Here is a 17,074-nt window from a genome sequence, read left to right on the forward strand (position 1 = left end):
TCCCTAACCCCTAACCCCTAACCCTTATTCCCCGGAGGCATTTTCAAGCCTAACAGGGGGTTTGAGTCGGTTTGACCATCTGCAACAATTGAGCGGATACCTTCTAAGGTTGCGGGAATAGTGCGTGGATCTATAAACATGACCTTACTGCTATCACTCTTGCCAATTGTTGCACCCATATCCAAGTAACCCAAGGCAAACAGAACCTCTAAAGCCTTATGAACGGTGAGATCTGTTTTAATTTTTTGGGCAATAATTTCTGCTGATTCAGCGATCGCTTGAGCTTTAAGAACTTGCTGCTGTCGTTCCGCTTGCGCCCTAAGAACGATCGCTTTTTGTTCGGCTTCAGCTTGCAAAATCACCGCTTTTTGACGGGCTTCTGCATCCAAAACTTGGGCATCAGCTTTACCCCTAGCAGAGTTTACCGCTGAATCTCGGTCTCCCTCTGAAGTTAAAATTGCAGCACGTTTGCGGCGTTCTGCTGCCATTTGCAGTTCCATCGATTCCCGCACTGCTTGAGAAGGAATAATGTCCCGCAGTTCCACCCGCGTGACTTTTACACCCCAAGGATCGGTTGCAACATCCAAATCGTGTAATAAAATTTCATTAATTTGAGCGCGGGCGGTAAAAGTTTCATCTAGCTCCAATTTGCCCATTTCCGCACGAATTTGAGTGAGCACCAAATTCTCCATTGCCATGCGGAGATTTTCCACTTTGTAGTAAGCTTTCTCCATATCGACAATGCGCCAGTAAACCACCGCATCAACGGTAATTGAGACGTTGTCCCTAGTAATACACTGTTGGGGGGGAATATCTATCACTTTTTCCCGAATAGTTTCGCGAAAAACCAGTCGGTCTGCAACGGGAATGATAAAGTTAAGCCCTGGTTCTAGTTTTTTGTTATAACTACCCAAACGTTCCACTAAGGCTTCATTACCCTGATTGATGACTTTTACAGAACCTGCTAAGGCAGAACCGCCTAAAGCTAAAAATACAAGTAAAAAAAACTGTTCCATTGTAAATTTCCTATTTATTCAGCGCCTTACGAGTGCAATATATTCTCTGGTATCACGTATAGAGTCGTACCTTCGCGCCTTGTGACATAAACTCTTTGATTGGCTGCTATGCTGAGTTTTTCATCGTCACACCGCGCCCGCCAAGAATTACCCTCATACAGGACTCGTCCAGCTTTCCCTGCTGGAATTTCAGTTAAAGTTTCAGCTGTAATTGCTTGCTGAATTTTTGACTTGCGCCGTGACGGTGTTACAAATCGACGACTTAGTAAAACTAAAGATGTGGAAAGCAACAGCCAAACCACTGCTTGCAGCCATAACTTGTTCAAAACCACTTGAGACAACAGCGCCACCACAAAAGCGCTGATACCCATTAAAAAGGCAACAAAAGCTGTTGGCACAAATAGTTCTGTTAAACACAGAACAGCACCTGCTAACAGCCAAATCACGGTAGTATTTGGCATCATTTGTCATTTGTCATTGGTCAAGTGTCATTAGTAAAGTTTTCAAAAAATTTACATTTTGTAATATAGTTTTGTTTATTTCTACCTACCTACTGAAGTATAAGTATACAATTCCACTTTATTCTAACGTTTTAAATTAAGACATGTTGGACAATCGTCAGTAGCGATCGCTAACCACTCACCACTCACCACTCACCACTAAGAAATGATTTATGAAGTAAACATTAAGAAGAGCGCTCGTTGGGTTGAGGAACGAAACTCAACAATTCGATTTAATGTTGGGTTTCGTTCCTCAACCCAACCTACTAACTAACCACTAACCATTCTCATGCTTTCTACTCAACGAATAATTTATTGCACAAATCCAGACTGTAGCAACCCTGTTAATTCTGTGGGAGATAGTATTTGTTCGAGTTGTCAAACTCCTATAGTTCACCGCTATCTCTGGGCAACTGGTTTATCAGCAACCGAATTTAAAATAGGAGAAAAGGTAGTAGATAGATATGAGGTAATTACGCCTCAAATCTGGTTAGATACTTTACCAGGACAATCGCCAGATATACCAGAAGATGTACCGGAAGAAATTATTCCTTATTTACGATTATATTATCACCGATTGCATTTGCCTCAAGTTTATGGATTAGTTTATTTACCTATAGGACATGGAAATCCTATTTTCTTATTAGAAAATGCACCTATAGATGAAACTGGAAATCTCTACCCAACAATAGAAGATGCTTGGGAACAGGCAAAAGGTGTTAGACAAGTTTATTGGCTGTGGCAAATTCTTCAATTATGGACACCTCTATCAGAACTGAGAGTGGCTGGAAGTTTGCTTGTTCCATATAACTTACGAGTACAAGGTTGGTGCGTGCGATTGGTACAACTTGTAGAAACGAGAGGTGCTGCGTCTGTACATAGTAATTCTCTACAACAATTGGGAGAGTGTTGGCAACCTTGGGTAGCTACTGCAAAAACTCAAGTCGCAAAAGAACTAGAAAAGATAGTGCAGCAAATGCTCGGTGGGGAAGCAAATTTAGAAACTGTCAGTTCTCAACTCAATGCTTTACTGCTCTCATCAGCAGCAGAATTGCCTTTGATGATACGTATAGCAGGAAATACAAGTATTGGTTCGCCCGTCTTGCTTCAGAATGAAGATGCTTGCTACCCAACTGATTCTGTCGATCCAGAAGATCCCTTATTGCCTCATGTATCAATTATTTGTGATGGTATTGGCGGACATGAAGGTGGTGAAGTTGCAAGCCAATTAGCAGTGCAATCCTTAAAGCTACAAATTCGCGCTTTGCTAGCTGAGGTTGCGGAACAAATAGAACTCGCCACACCAGATTTATTGCAAAAACAACTCGAAGCCATTTTGCGAATTGTAAATAACGTGATTTGCAATTGCAATAACGAACAAAACCGCGAAGGAACCCAACGTATGGGTACTACTGTTGTAATGGCAGTACAACCACCGCAGGTAGTTGAAACTCCTTCGGGATGGCAGTCGCAAAATGCTCATGAACTTTACTTAGCGAGTCTTGGCGACAGCCGTGCTTACTGGATGACTCATCACTACTGTCAATTGCTGACAGTAGATGATGATGTTGCAGGGCGGGAAGTCCGTTATGGGCGCAGTTTTTATCGGAAAGCCCTAGAACGCCCAGACGCTACAGCCCTAACCCAAGCCTTGGGAACAAAAGACGGTGAGTTTTTGCGTCCTTCAATTCAGCGATTTATTTTGGAAGAAGACGGTATACTGTTGCTTTGCTCTGATGGCTTGAGTGACAATGACTGGGTGGAACACTCCTGGCAAGAATTTGCTTTACCAGTGTTGCGAGGTGAACTTTCCCCAGAGGATGCTGTCGCATCATGGATTGAGTTAGCAAATCAAAAAAATGCCCATGACAATGTGTCTGTTGTTCTGACACTTTGCCGCGTCTCCCCAGATTATTTAGTACCCATGACGCGATCGCTACTACCTGTAGAAATAGAACAAGAGGAAGAAGAACAGGAGTTGACAGCTAGTGCTCAAGCACTTTTGGATTTAGACACAACCGAAGCCCCACCTGCACCAGAAAATCAAGTTCAAGCCCCCGTAAAAACTCAGCGCCGCCGTTTTCGTTGGCTATGGATTTTGGGATTATTGACGGTGCTTGCAGGCAGTACAGGTGGCGGATTGTTTGCTTGGTGGAAATTGAGTCCTCAAACATTCCAGCAAGCTTGTCCACGAAAACCTCCAATGCGCTGCGGAGTTTGTGTGAAAAGGGAGTAGGGGGTAGGGGGTAGGGGGTAGGGAGTAGGGGGGATAAGGGGGAGGTTGACCGATTGGAACAAATGGAGTGAAAATAAGAAGGATTCAACCTCTTGCTAAGGCACCCGCAGGGATTCACATTTTCGCAAAACTCTTCTCCTTCAACTCTCCTTTGGACAAAAAGGTGATGTTGCGGGATAATTTATCACATTAAAGCTGCAAGGGCAGGCTTTGTTTGTCTGGTAACGATACAAGCGCCCAACAGCCTGTCCGTGCAGACTAAGTCCGAAGGTCAGATTTTGCAAGCAGTCTATTTTTCAAAAAAAGCAATTTTCAGTGGGGAATCGTGGAGACACTGGTGGAAATACAAAGCAAGGTATAAAATAAAATATGATAATTGGCGATCGCGTCCGTGTTAAAGAATCTGTCATCGTTTACCACAATCCCGACTCTCGCGGTAAAGCTTTTGATTCAAAGGCTCAGAAGGCGAAGTTGTGGCTATTGTCAATCAATGGCAAGGCAGACTTGTCAGCGCTAACTTGCCAATCTACGTTCAGTTTAGTAAAAAATTTAAAGCCCACTTACGAGAAAATGAATTAGAGCTACTATAACCAACTCTACTTGTTGCGGCGACAGAACCAGCGCATTATATTTAGTTCGCCGCGCATTCTTTCTAATTCTTGGCGGTTTTGTTCTGCTGTCATGTGATACCACTCGCAGTGGCGTTTAAACTCAGAACGAGTTTGAACTTCCTGATAAAACTGGTAAGTTGTCTGGTATGAAGCAAAGTTTTCCTCAACATCAGGTTGAGGCGCAGGAATAATATGTGGTAAATTTTGAGACATTTTAGATTTTGGATTTTAGATTTTGGATTTTGGATTGGGGAAATACTGATAAGTCGATTTTAGATTTTGAATTTTGAATTGAGCAAATTAGGTATTACTTATTTCAATCCATTATGACGTAGTACTACAAATAACAACCACTAGTAAAGTATGACTTATCACCACTCTTCATTACCTTGTAGCAAAGTGGGATAGTTAGTATTGTTTTTGTCAAGATTGAACCACTTGTATTGCAAACCTTTTCAATGCCCAATCTAAAATCCAAAATCTAAAATCCAAAATCTAAAATCCAAAATCTAAAATCCAAAATCTAAAATCCAAAATCTAAAATCCCTTAAAGCCATCCACGCAAGCCGTAAGCAATAATCCCAACATACTCTTTTATAGCAGCCGTCAACATCTCTAGGTTATCCACACTAGGTAGCAAGTTTAGGATTGCTGATTTGGGGCTGCTAGCAAGTTCTTGTAATTCGCCTTGACTGACAAGAAAGTCGGTAGGTGCGGGAATCACATCAATTCCTTGACGCTTAAAAATCAAAAGCGATCGCGGCATATGCATTGCCGAAGTCACCAATAATACACGACGAATCCCACGAGACTCCAGAATTTTTTTCACATTGACTGCGTTTTGATAGGTATTCAAGGATTCAGGCTCTTGCACCAGTGCTTCTGCTGGTATACCAATAGAAGACAAGACTGTTGCCATATCTCCCGACTCAGATGAACCCCTACCCCGCCAATCAATACGACCTCCACTCAGTACAACAACAGGTGCTTTTTTTTGTAAGTAGAGTTGAGCCGCATAAAGAACGCGATCGCCTGCTTCATTTAAATCTACAGTTGGTCGGGGAGGAAAAGCCGATCTTGTTGCGCCACCCAAAACTACAATAGCTTCTGCATTTGGAATTCCACCCGGAACATTTTGCCATTCCAATGAGCGAACAAGACTTCTAGCCACCCAGCTATTACTGCTGACTAACAACACCACTAGCGATAGCACAATGAAAAAAGCAGCTGTGCGGGGTTGCTTCCACAACATAACCAACGCTACCAGCAGACATATGCAGGCTAGCCCTAATGGGTAGAAAAATAGCGGTAGTAATTTGGAGAGATATAGGAACATGGATTGCTAATTGCTAATTGCTAATTGCTAATGGCTAATTGCTAATTGTAAATAGCCATTAGCCATTAGCCATTAGCCATTAGCAAAATTACTACCTTTGCCAAGGAAGCTTAATGCCTGTAGTGGGACGGCGGCGGAACTTACGGCTGATTTTTCTAACTTTTGGCTTAGCTTGCTTGTCATCGGGAAGAGACGTTTCGGCTTCTTCCGTATCATTAGTCGGTAGCTGGGTTCTAGAATCTTCTTTGGTTTCCCACCAAGCTATAATCCATCCGCCACCTATACCGGCAATTGCACCTAGTAAGATCCCCATAGGAGGATTGTAGCCTGCAAAAACAAAGCCAAGTAAGAAAAATAACCAGTATTTTAACCCGGCATCAATGCCTTCAGAAACACCTATATCAGGTTGCTTGGGACCAGTTTTCTGTGCTGATGTCATCCATCCTATGGCAATACCACCAAGTACGCCTAAGAAAATACTTAAGGATGGTTGATACCCTGTTATTAAGAATACTAGCGTTAAAAATAACCCAAATAGAGTCTGAGTAATAAAGTTTCCAGAGAAGCTTAACTTTGGTGGTGCCATAAGGGAGCTATCGGCTAATGACCTCTTTTAATTGTGCCTCTAGTGGTTGGATTGTGTCCAAAATCTTTACAAGAGGTTGCTCTTGTTCAGTAAAAGGCTCAGCTTGTTGCAGTTGTGATTCTAACAGATCGACGGTAGCATCGGTAATATCACCTGTACGTTCTGAGATCCGCTTTTGCAAGACCTCCCGTGGTGCCGTACATTGGACAATCTGTATCGGAATTTGATGAGTTTGGGCTTGGGCGATCGCGTCTTCTCGGAACTGCCGTCGGTCGTACTTAGCGTCTAAAATCACCGTATAACCTTGTTTTGCCAGCAAAATTCCCAACTCTAACAGCCGTGCATAGGTTTTTTGAGTCATTTCGGCTGTATAAATCTCGTCTCCACCACGTTCAAACAATGGAATTCCAGCCAAATGCTTCCGTACCGCATCCGAACGAACGTGAATTGCACCCAGGTGACGAGCCAAATACCTTGCCGTAGTAGATTTACCAGAACCCGATACGCCAGACATCAGTAACAGTTGTCCTTGACGGGGTTTTGTATACTCACTTGCTAGTTTGTAGTAAGTGGCTGCTGTTTTTGTCACTTCCTCCTTAACTGATGAAGGGACACTGGGATCGTCTAACAAAAACGAAGTCACCTTGGCGCGGACATAAGATTGACGGCTTAAATAGATAGGCAAAACTTGCAAGCCTTCCCAATCCCCAGTCATCTCAAGGTAAGTGTTGAGATAAGCATTACTCAAATCCAAACGCTTCTGAGCATCCAAATCCATGACACCGTAAGCAACGTCGTACATTACATCAACAAAGCGAAACGGTTCATTAAACTCAATGCAGTCAAACAACCACAATTTGTCTTGCCACAAACAAATGTTACCCAAATGCAAGTCACCGTGACATTCGCGGATGCGATCGCTTTTCATTCTCTTGTGAAAAAGTTCGTCACACCCCGCAAAAAAACTATCCGTATACCGCTTTGTTTCCTCAAACTGTTCCCGTGTTTGAGGACCACCAATATACTTCTCACTTTGCTGGTAATTTTCATCAAATGCTGCACGAACTTGCTCGACTTCACCAAACGAGCGGATATAATCATTGGTTACGGTCTTATTAGCATGGTACTCAGCCACAACCCGTCCCAACTCTTCTACAAGTTCCTCATCGAGCTGACCCTGTTTAAACAGCTGACTCAGCAAAGTATCATCAGGAAACTGAAGCATCTTCAAAACATATTCTACAGGTTCTCCCGTTTCACCCAACTGATATTTCCCATCCACTAAAGCAATTGGCAACACCTCCAAATACAATTCCGCAGCCCCTCTCTGATTCAGACGCAACTCTTCATAGGAAAAATGTCGCCGCTTCTCCAAAGTTGAATAATCCAAAAAACCATAATTGACTGGTTTCTTCACCTTATAAGCATATTTACCAGTTAACAATACATAAGAAATATGAGTTTGAATCAATCGAATAGGTTCGCTCACCTCATGGGAATAAAACCCAGGCTCCAACATCTGCTGAATTAAAGGGGGAATAGAAACCTCTGCCATCTTTTTCTCTTCTCTCTGCGCCAAGAGCGCCTCTGCGGTTCAATAGCAAAAAACCAGAGGTTCTCCCCCTGGTTTCCACGGATAGTTTAGCAAACTTTAACGCATCAGGCTTAAGATTCTGTTCCCGAATCAGAACTTCTTTGCGGAGGCAAAATTGTTAAAACCGATTGACCGGGTTCACCCATATACTTCGCGCCCGCAGGTAAAGGAATTTGGTCTACCTGCAAACTATCACCAACTTCCAAATTAGAGATATCAATATCAATTGCTTCAGGGATACTCTCTGGAGAACAACGCAATGGCAAATTGGTGATGTGTACGTCTAATACGCCACCGTCTCTCTTCACCCCAACTGGTTCTCCCACAAGATACAGGCGCACTTCTACATCAGTATCGCCATGCCCTGCAACAGCAAAAAAGCTCAAATGATAAACCGTACCCTTTGCAGGATGACGTTGAACTTCCCGTAACAGAGTTTTCCCACGCCAGGGAACATCGGTTACGTTCAGGTCAACAATGGAGTTGTTAATAGAAGCCTTGATGAGAAGGCGTTCAGCAACTTTAGCATCAAGAACAAGTGCAACCGATTCAGTCCCTTGATGACCGTACAAATTTGCTGGTATTTGACCAGAACGTCGCAAAGCATTGGGTTTGCTTCCATCTGGTCGCTTTTGACATTCGATTGTAAGTTCCATGTTAATTGTTAGTGGATAGTGGATAGTAGTTAGTGGATAGTAGTTAGTGGTTGGCGGCTGGTGGTTGGCGGCTAGTGGTTGGTTACTAGTAACTTAGTGCAACTAACAACTAACAACTAACAACCAACAACTAACAACCAACAACTAACAACTACCCTACAGCTTGCAACAAAGCACGTTTTGGTCCGTGGATGGGGTCTTCCACAATAATCGTTTGGTCTCGGCTGGCTCCTAAGGAGACAATCGCGATCGGAACTTCCATCAACTCTGCCAAAAATTTCAAATAATCTAGTGCTTCTTTTGGCAAGTCTTCTAAAGAACGACAGTGAGTTGTTGGGGTACACCATCCCCGCATAGTTTTGTAAATAGGACAACACCTAGCAAATTTACGGGCGCTAGTGGGGAAGTGTTCGCAGCGTTCTCCATCTATCTCGTAAGCAACACAAACTTTGATTTCCTCTAATTCATCAAGGACATCTAGTTTGGTGATTGCCAAACAGTCCATACCATTGATTCGCACTGCGTAGCGACCAATTACAGCATCAAACCAACCACAGCGTCTCTTGCGACCGGTTGTTGTACCAAATTCAGCGCCGCGATCGCACAACAATTCTCCCATTTCCCCATGTATTTCTGTAGGAAACGGTCCTTCTCCCACTCGCGTGGTGTACGCTTTAGACACTCCAATCACTCGATCTATCATTGTTGGTCCTAGCCCTGTTCCAACACAAGCGCCGCCTGCAACTGGATTCGAGGACGTGACAAAAGGATAAGTTCCGTGATCTAGGTCCAGAAGTGTACCTTGCGCTCCTTCAAACAAAATATTGCGTCGCCTTTGAATTGCGTCGTATATTTTTAAGGAAGTATCTACAACATGAGGGCGCAAACGTTCAGCATACCCCAGATACTCCTCAATAACTTGTTTGGGATCTAAGGGCGGGAGATTGTAAAGCTTTTCCAGAATGGCATTTTTGTAATTAATCGTCCATTCTATCTGCTCGCGCAATCCTTCGGGGTCCATTAAATCTATAACCCTGATTCCTGTCCGTTCAGATTTATCCGCATAAGTCGGACCAATTCCGCGACCGGTTGTGCCAATTTTATGGCTTCCCCTGCGCTCCTCCGATGCCCGATCGATTAAGCGATGGTAGGGCATCGTAACATGAGCTGTCTCAGAAATTAGCAGATTTTGAGTAGAAACACCAACTCTAGCAAGTTGATCGAGTTCTTCTATCAAAACCTGTGGATCTATGACTGTTCCACAGCCAATCATGCACTCGGTATCTGGATACAAAATACCAGAGGGAATCAAGTGCAGTTTGAAGGTTCGATCCTTCACTACAATCGTGTGTCCAGCATTGACACCCCCTTGGTAACGTATAACAACATCTGCGGAGCGGCTGAGTAAGTCGGTTATTTTTCCTTTTCCTTCATCGCCCCACTGGGCACCTATAACAATGACGTTAGCCAAGTGATTATTTTAGAGAGCTAAAGTTTCCACAAATAACTATTATTACCAGATTCCTTTGATTTTGTCAACAAAGAATCAATCCCCAATCCAAAATCCAAAATCCAAAATCCAAAATCCAAAATCCCCAATGTTTATTTGTTACTGTAAATAATAATTAAAATTTTTAGGGAAAAGGCTACCATGGCTCTCTACGCTGAGTTACACAGACATTTGGGCGGTTCGGTTGTACCGCGTGTTTTGTGGCGTTACTTCGAGCGTCACTCATCAGAGTTAATTTCTCGTTTTTCTCATTACTCTGAGTTTGAAGAATTTTACACGCGCCCTCGCAATACTCTAGATGAATATCTGGAGTTGCACACTCTTGTGGAAAGCGTACAAACAGTAGAAACTTTACCTTACTTTATTTATCGGCTGCTTCGAGGCGCTTATATCTTTGAAAATCTTGCTTATCTGGAACTGCGTTACACGCCTTATTTAAGAACGCCAGAGCATCTGAGCCAAGCTGAAAGAATTGATAAGATGGCAGAAATTGTGGAAGTTGTAGGCAAAGCCAGCCAACTTTCCGAATACCCCATTGTTAACAGTCAAATTCTTTGCATGCACTCTCGCTTGCCTTTTGAAGTCAACAAAGCAATTGTCGAGCTAGCAGCACAAAATCAACAATACGTCTGTGGTATAGATGTGGCTGGGGGAGATAGCCACTATGCCGAGCGTTTGGACGAATGGATTAGGCTTTACGAGTATGCGCGATCGCTAAATCTCAATACAACAGGTCACCTTTACGAAACCACAGTCGGTTGTTATCCCCAACTTTTGCCTTATTTAATGCGGATTGGTCATGGAATCCAAATTCCTTTGCTGTATCCAGAGTTACTTAAAGATTTGGCAAGACGGGGTCAGTGTTTGGAAGTGTGTCCCACAACTTATGTAAAAACTGGCACTTTACAAGATGTACGTGAACTCAAGCGCGTGTTTGACCTTTGTTTTGAGGCGGGGGTAGACATTGCGATCTGTACTGACAATGCTGGATTGCACAACGTGCGCCTACCTTTTGAGTATGAAAATCTGTTAACTTACGACATCATCAATTTTAAACAGCTGCAAGCTTGTCAGGATGCAGCTTTCCGCCATGCTTTTGCTTGGCCTCACACACAACGTCCAGCATCTTTATTAAACGGGTTGCTGAATCATCAAGAGTTAGTTGTTAGTCGTTAGTTGTTGGTTGCTAGTTGTTAATTGTTAGTTGTTGGTTGTTGGTTGCTCTCCACCAACCACTAACCACTAACCACCAACTACTAACCACTAACTCAATTAAACTCCTTCTACAGCACCGCCTGCAGCCTTCCAAGCTGCAAGCCCGCCTGCGATTGTACCAACATGAGTAAATCCTGCTTCTCGTAGTGTTTGTGCTGCATGGGCAGATTGCTCATCACTCTCCCCATAAATATAGATATGTCGGCTCTTGGCTAGGGAAGTAGCTCTTTTTGTAAGGTCATCTAAAGGGATGGGGATCGCGCCACTTATGTGACCTTGATTGTAGGTTTTGCGATCGCGCACATCAACAATAGTAAAACCGGGCTGACCCCATTCAAGACGAGATTTGATGTCATGAGCATCCGATTGGGAAGCAAAAGTACCTAACAGAGTATTTTCCATAGCATTTCTCTACTACTGCATCGCAGTGACTGTCTCGCTCCTTTGAGTAAGTCACTGCATTATCAATTTGCAATCTATCAAAAATCTGATTTTTCTCGATATTTTTTTACAATTTGTACATATTTCTTGTTAGTTTTCTCGTTTCCTCGTCCTCTGTTTCTCGTTTCCAGGCTCTCTCTGGGAATGATGAGGAATTCCCTGTCCTGAAATTAATTAAAGAGGTGCGCTTGTATTTTATACTGATACATTATGCTATGTATTCAAGCGTTACCAACAGAAGTTGTGCATCTAATTACCGCCGGGGAAGTTATAGACTCCTTAGCCTCTGTCGTGCGGGAATTAGTAGAAAATTCGTTAGATGCGGGTGCAACGAGAATTGCAGTTTCTCTGTGGCCCCAACAATGGCGTGTCCGCGTTGTAGATAATGGATGCGGAATGCCTTTAGAAGACTTACAACGTGCAGCAACTGCCCACAGTACCAGTAAAATTCGGCAGTGTGCCGATCTGTGGAAAATTACGAGCTTGGGTTTTCGTGGAGAAGCACTCCACAGTTTGACAACATTGGCAGACTTAGAAATATTGAGCCGTCCTCATTGTGGAGATGGAGGTTGGCGAATTGTCTATGGCTATGGAGGAGAAGCACGACATATAGAAGCAGCAGCGATCGCTCCGGGAACTATCGTAACAGTTTCCAACCTCTTTGAAAATTGGTCATCTCGTCGTGAGGGGCTGCCACCAACAGCACAGCAAATGAAAGCAGTGCAAGCAACTATTCAACAAATAGCGCTGTGTCATCCCCATGTCACTTGGCAAGTTTGTCAAAATGACCGTGAATGGTTTTCCATTTGTCCTTCATCAGCAGTTGCTCAACTGTTGCCCCAGATTGTACATCAAATCAAAGAGTCAGATCTCCATGAATTAAAACTAGAAATTCCAAACCCAAACGACTCCCGCCTCCCGCCTCCCGACTCCCTACTTTCATTAGTGATAGGATTACCAGACAGATGTCACCGTCGCCGTCCAGATTGGGTGAAAGTGGCAATTAACAAACGGATGGTAAAATCACAGGAGTTAGAGCAAACTATTCTGACAGGATTTCACAGAACATTACCACGCGATCGCTATCCTGTTTGTTTTTTACACTTATTCGTTCCCCCCGAACAAGTGAACTGGAACCGGAATCCAGCAAAATCAGAAATTTATCTCAATCACCTCAATCATTGGCAAGAGCAAATTTCCCAAGCCATAGACAAAGCACTCCGCCTTAACTCGACATCGATGGGAGAATCTGCCCACACAACTCGCGTCATCAATTACTTGAAAAAGCAGCAGAAGAAAAACCCTCATATAACTTTAATCCATCCAACCCCCACAAGAAACCCCCTACCTCCCCACTCCCTACTCACCGACTCCCCACAACATAAAAGCGTTGCTCAAGTTAATAACACCTATATCGTGGCTAACATCCCGGTGGAGTGTGGTGGTGAACAACACATGCTCACGAACGTATTTTATACGAGCAACTTTGCGATAACTGGCAAATTGTTCCTATTGAACCACCAGTTATCCTCTATCAACTGTCTCCAGCACAAGTCGCGCAACTAGAACATATTGGTTTGGACATAGAAACATTTGGCGAACAGCTTTGGGCAATTCGCACCGTCCCTGCACTCTTACGGCAACGAGATGACTGTGCAGAAGCGATTTTAGAACTCAGTTTAGGTGGTGATTTACAGACAGCGCAAGTAGCTGTTGCTTGTCGCAGCGCTATTCGTAACGGTACAGCCTTGACTCAGCCGGAAATGCAAACAATATTAGAGCAATGGCAACGCACGCGCAATCCGCGCACCTGTCCTCACGGACGCCCAATTTGCCTGTCGTTGGAAGAACCAGCTTTAGCCCGGTTCTTCCGCCGTAATTGGGTGATTGGGAAAAGTCACGGGATTTGAAAAATTTTGTGAAAAGGAGCTAAGGCATTAAGATACACAATGTTTCTTATCGATAGTAGCCCATTTATTCTGAGTCTAAATTATCTATTAACTCTTCTAAAGCTAAATTTTGGGTATCTTTCGGTAAATAATCAAAAATTTTTTTTAAAAGCTCTGGAGATGCATTTCTTGCAAACCAGTCTTCACTGGGATTGTCTTGAAGATTCAAAAAATACTTTAAACGTTCTTCTATAGCTTCTCTATCAGCTTGCTCCAGTTGTCCAATTCGATTTAACCAATTTCCCATTGAATCTTTAAAGCAATTAGCATCGACAGAGCATATCTGATGAACCAATGCGAAAGATTTTTTATCCAGATTATTTCTACTTGTAGGGTTAATAGGGTATGCTGTTGGTAAACCTTTATCTTGTTCTCTTGAACTTGAAGTGAGTGGAATAACCGTAAAAGTTTCTATATAGCTATAGTCATCTTGGAACTGGTCATTTGTCCAAATAATATAGGGATGTTCGCCTCTAAACACCTTACTAGAATTAATTTTTAGCTGACAGGAAATAGTTTTACATTCAATTTCCCCTGGTTCATTTAAGTCATAAAGATGAATGTGACCGAGTTTACAACGAAGAGAAACTCTGTATGGATTGATAAAATAAATCCAACCTTGACGAGGTCTTTTTCCAGCCACTCTATATTCCTAATTCATTTATTAATTTTTCTCTTTCAGAATGTAAGTTAAGTCGAACTTTCTCTTCTGGTTTATGAGTATCTTTAACTTCAAGCATTGGAGATGTTTTGTAGACATACTCTAGCAATTGATTCAGTTTATCTTGTCCTAACCCAGCCCATTCCCTTCTAATATTGTCAAGCATCAATTTGAGACCTTGTGACAAGTTTAAATTTTCTATATTACCTGCTTGAGGACCAAGTTTGAGAAGCGTTGTATTTCCCAGTGATTCTTGAATAATCTCTTTTCCGTTCATGTTGTTTAGGGCAAGCTCTATATCCTCATCCCAAGGTCCATAGTAATAATAATACCAGTTGAGCTCGGTTAGTTGCTTTCCTGTCCATTTGACAGCGTAAAGATCGGCTAAATACAAAAACTTAATAATTTGAGTTTTTGTGATGTATCCTTTTGTTTCGTAGACAAAATATTTTATGAGCGTTTCCAACATAACTCTTTTTGTTTCTAATTGTTAAGAAATTTTTGGGAAACCATCATGATATCTGATAGATGCTTCTTGCAAAGCATTATCCTTACGTTAAATTGATAACTGAACATTGTCAGCAATCAAATTAAGTACACGAGTACTATATTAGTACATGGTCAAAATGATAGTCAACACTTCTTATTAATTTATCTGAACACAAATTCGTGTTACCCTGTTTTTGCCATGTCATTGGATGAGTGTTTAATCACATTTGGTTTACCTTCATCTCATACATGATTATATGTTGGGTTTCGTTCCTCAACCCAACCTACTTTAAATTATCTCTAATCAGTGACCAGCGATCGGTAATAGTAATTGACTGGTAACCAAGGACAAATGACCAATGACGAGTTATGTATACAGTGCTTGCGCCATTATTTCTTCCATGAAAAAATAAATTGATTCATCCTTCAAATCCCCTACTTTATAAGTATGAGAATTAACTACTCACTGGTCACTGGTCACTGGTCAGGTGTTACTCTGAAATAATTGCAAGCTTTCTTGGTGGTTTCCGCATCTTCAAACTCAGGTTTTTTAAAGTCATTCTCGGTTCGCTCTTGTTCAAAATAACTGCCTCATATGGTACAACTCCAGCTAATTCACTATCAATACAGCGAGCTGCTACCCTAGATAAATCCAAACTTCTAGGGGGAATGTATGGACCTCGGTCATTGACTCTCACAATGACTGTCTTGCCATTTTTCAAATTCGTTACCTGTAAGTAAGTATTAAATGGCAGCGATTTGTGAGCAACTGTCAACTCGTTCTGATTGAATGTCTCTCCGTTTGCTGTCATCCGACCGTGAAAGTACGGACCGTACCAAGAAGCTAAGCCTGCCATTTTTTTCCTTGAAGAAGTCAAGCCATACATTTCCTTTTGTCCTTCAACGAGCGATAGCCTAGGCACTTGCAATGCTTGACGCAGATTATTAACCCATTCGATCGCTAATAAATCGCCACTACGGCGAGTTTTTCGAGTCACTTCTTTCCCAATTCCAAACAAAAAGCGATTTCCTGACATCAACGCTGGTATCCCATCAACAAGAGCAGGACGCAACTGAGAAGCATCAAAGTTGGATGATTTTACCAGTCGCGTCAAGCGTTGCTGCATTAAACTAGCTTGTTGTCGATCTGGTAAATTCGCTACTACACGGTTATTTAGCCACACTTCGTAATTGCTTGTGCCTCGATTAACAACTACAACAGGCGCAGAAGTAGAATCAAAACCTGGTTCAATGGGATTGTCCAAGCGAAAGAAATTTTGGAGCGATCGCAATATTTGATTTGGGAGAAAATCTCGATCTTCGGACCCTGTCTCTATCAAACTTGGAACGGGTAAAAAACTTGCAACTTTTTTAACAGTAGACTGCTTGGTTGGATTCTCTTGTTGAAGACCGCAAAACTGATTCTTGCTATTTTTATCTCTCTTAATGAGCGGAGCCGTTGATTCAGTGGCATTTGGTTTTGATTTCTTATCACCCCAATCCAATTTTAAAAACCTTGGTGGCAGCATTGTTATACTCACAACACTTATCGTATCTCCAACTGGCATTAAAAATGGGTGAGGTTCGTGACTCGGTTTCCTTAAGTTGGATGACACTTTTGCCGAAAGAGTATTTGAAGTCAAACTTGGCGGCAAGTTTTGGTTCAACGACAAAAAGGAACCAATCCAGGATGTTACCCAAAGTAGTCCAATAAATATCATGGTTCAGTCAGTTTTCAGGTAAGTACACTTTTTGATGGTGCTAACCTTGTTCATTGATAATGAAAATTTCCCAATCACCAAACCAGCGGTCTACTCTTCTAAAATGTTAGAATTGCCCCGCAGTTGTGATTAAGATACTGAGCGATCCCAGCAGGTATCATATTATCCTGTTGTCGCTAAACAAGCAAATAAAAGTTTTAGATATCTTTTTCGATTATTACTCTATTTTCAATTTAATTTTTTTATAATTGACTGGCTCTCAAGTACAGCCAAGTATTTATAAATTGCCTGTTCGACGCTATTTTCAGAGAATGGTGAATTTTGAAAAAAGCATCAACTGAGACAGATTTACAACGGCTTTGGCATTCCTAAATCCTTCGTAAGATATGGCAATGTCCTCTTGTTCAACACAATTTTTGTAGTAGGGTGACAATGCTCACCACTCCATATTGCTGGGATTTAGCCCTACCTACTTCCTATTTTCAAGTTAGATCCACGGGCAATCGCCCATAACGATGGCATGAAGATAATTCTTCTCCCCTGCCCCATGCCC

At 42.3% G+C, this 17,074-nt stretch carries 16 protein-coding genes and 1 pseudogene; 5 read left to right on the top strand and 12 right to left on the bottom strand.

Translation table 11 applies throughout. From position 1 onward, the window contains the following. Positions 1 to 17: 17 nt before the first annotated feature. Positions 18 to 1,016 carry an SPFH domain-containing protein gene (locus F7734_RS55365; RefSeq protein ID WP_155752702.1) on the bottom strand — a complete coding sequence of 333 codons (999 nt, stop codon included), beginning with the start codon at positions 1,014 to 1,016 and terminating at the stop codon, positions 18 to 20. A 26-nt stretch (positions 1,017 to 1,042) separates the two neighbouring features. Continuing rightward, positions 1,043 to 1,477: an NfeD family protein gene (locus F7734_RS55370; protein ID WP_155752714.1), complete on the bottom strand. Its 435-nt coding sequence runs from the start codon at positions 1,475 to 1,477 to the stop codon at positions 1,043 to 1,045. Positions 1,478 to 1,805: 328 nt separating this feature from the next. On the opposite strand from F7734_RS55370, the gene F7734_RS55375 reads away from it, so the two are divergent. Beyond that, positions 1,806 to 3,752: a 4-Cys prefix domain-containing protein gene (locus tag F7734_RS55375; protein ID WP_155752703.1), complete on the top strand. Its 1,947-nt coding sequence runs from the start codon at positions 1,806 to 1,808 to the stop codon at positions 3,750 to 3,752. A gap of 369 nt (positions 3,753 to 4,121) precedes the next feature. Continuing rightward, positions 4,122 to 4,342 (top strand): annotated as a pseudogene (locus tag F7734_RS55380) (ferredoxin-thioredoxin reductase variable chain). Positions 4,343 to 4,348: 6 nt separating this feature from the next. Here the strand turns inward: F7734_RS55380 and F7734_RS55385 are convergent. From F7734_RS55385 to F7734_RS55410, 6 genes are all read right to left on the bottom strand, one after another. Continuing rightward, a complete protein-coding gene (locus F7734_RS55385; protein WP_155752704.1) occupies positions 4,349 to 4,576 on the bottom strand; it encodes a hypothetical protein in 228 nt (75 codons plus the stop codon). A 334-nt stretch (positions 4,577 to 4,910) separates the two neighbouring features. After that, complete coding sequence (locus F7734_RS55390) at positions 4,911 to 5,699, bottom strand: YdcF family protein (RefSeq protein ID WP_155752705.1); 789 nt, start codon at positions 5,697 to 5,699, stop codon at positions 4,911 to 4,913. Positions 5,700 to 5,790: 91 nt separating this feature from the next. After that, entirely contained in the window at positions 5,791 to 6,285 is a 495-nt protein-coding gene (locus F7734_RS55395) for a hypothetical protein (protein WP_155752706.1), read from the bottom strand. Between the two features lie 7 nt (positions 6,286 to 6,292). Further along, the gene (locus F7734_RS55400) at positions 6,293 to 7,840 is read right to left on the bottom strand and encodes an AAA family ATPase (RefSeq protein ID WP_155752707.1); all 1,548 of its coding nucleotides are present in this window, start codon (positions 7,838 to 7,840) and stop codon (positions 6,293 to 6,295) included. 110 nt (positions 7,841 to 7,950) lie between these two features. Then, positions 7,951 to 8,535, bottom strand: coding sequence for a 50S ribosomal protein L25/general stress protein Ctc (locus tag F7734_RS55405; RefSeq protein ID WP_155752708.1), 585 nt, complete (start codon positions 8,533 to 8,535; stop codon positions 7,951 to 7,953). Between the two features lie 151 nt (positions 8,536 to 8,686). After that, positions 8,687 to 10,006: an adenylosuccinate synthase gene (locus F7734_RS55410; RefSeq protein ID WP_155752709.1), complete on the bottom strand. Its 1,320-nt coding sequence runs from the start codon at positions 10,004 to 10,006 to the stop codon at positions 8,687 to 8,689. 180 nt (positions 10,007 to 10,186) lie between these two features. On the opposite strand from F7734_RS55410, the gene F7734_RS55415 reads away from it, so the two are divergent. After that, positions 10,187 to 11,221 (top strand): adenosine deaminase, encoded by a 1,035-nt coding sequence (locus F7734_RS55415; RefSeq protein WP_155752710.1) that lies wholly within the window; start codon positions 10,187 to 10,189, stop codon positions 11,219 to 11,221. A 96-nt stretch (positions 11,222 to 11,317) separates the two neighbouring features. On the opposite strand, the gene F7734_RS55420 is transcribed toward F7734_RS55415, so the two are convergent. Beyond that, on the bottom strand, positions 11,318 to 11,662 hold the full coding sequence (locus F7734_RS55420; protein WP_155752711.1) for a rhodanese-like domain-containing protein: 345 nt from the start codon (positions 11,660 to 11,662) through the stop codon (positions 11,318 to 11,320). A gap of 249 nt (positions 11,663 to 11,911) precedes the next feature. On the opposite strand from F7734_RS55420, the gene mutL reads away from it, so the two are divergent. Next, the gene (gene mutL / locus F7734_RS55425) at positions 11,912 to 13,267 is read left to right on the top strand and encodes a DNA mismatch repair endonuclease MutL (protein ID WP_243147595.1); all 1,356 of its coding nucleotides are present in this window, start codon (positions 11,912 to 11,914) and stop codon (positions 13,265 to 13,267) included. Next, positions 13,213 to 13,611, top strand: coding sequence for a hypothetical protein (locus F7734_RS64820; protein ID WP_347566451.1), 399 nt, complete (start codon positions 13,213 to 13,215; stop codon positions 13,609 to 13,611). Before mutL ends, F7734_RS64820 begins: the two co-directional genes overlap by 55 nt. Before the next feature lie 64 nt (positions 13,612 to 13,675). Here the strand turns inward: F7734_RS64820 and F7734_RS64825 are convergent, their stop codons facing one another. The 3 genes from F7734_RS64825 to F7734_RS55440 all read right to left on the bottom strand — a co-directional run bounded on the left by F7734_RS64825 (position 13,676) and on the right by F7734_RS55440 (position 16,521). Further along, entirely contained in the window at positions 13,676 to 14,293 is a 618-nt protein-coding gene (locus tag F7734_RS64825; protein WP_166482762.1) for a type II toxin-antitoxin system PemK/MazF family toxin, read from the bottom strand. A gap of 1 nt (position 14,294) precedes the next feature. After that, a complete protein-coding gene (locus tag F7734_RS55435; RefSeq protein ID WP_155752712.1) occupies positions 14,295 to 14,780 on the bottom strand; it encodes a type II toxin-antitoxin system antitoxin SocA domain-containing protein in 486 nt (161 codons plus the stop codon). Positions 14,781 to 15,291: 511 nt separating this feature from the next. Beyond that, positions 15,292 to 16,521 (bottom strand): septal ring lytic transglycosylase RlpA family protein, encoded by a 1,230-nt coding sequence (locus F7734_RS55440; protein ID WP_155752713.1) that lies wholly within the window; start codon positions 16,519 to 16,521, stop codon positions 15,292 to 15,294. Positions 16,522 to 17,074: the final 553 nt, after the last annotated feature.

This window comes from Scytonema sp. UIC 10036 (genome assembly GCF_009725235.1).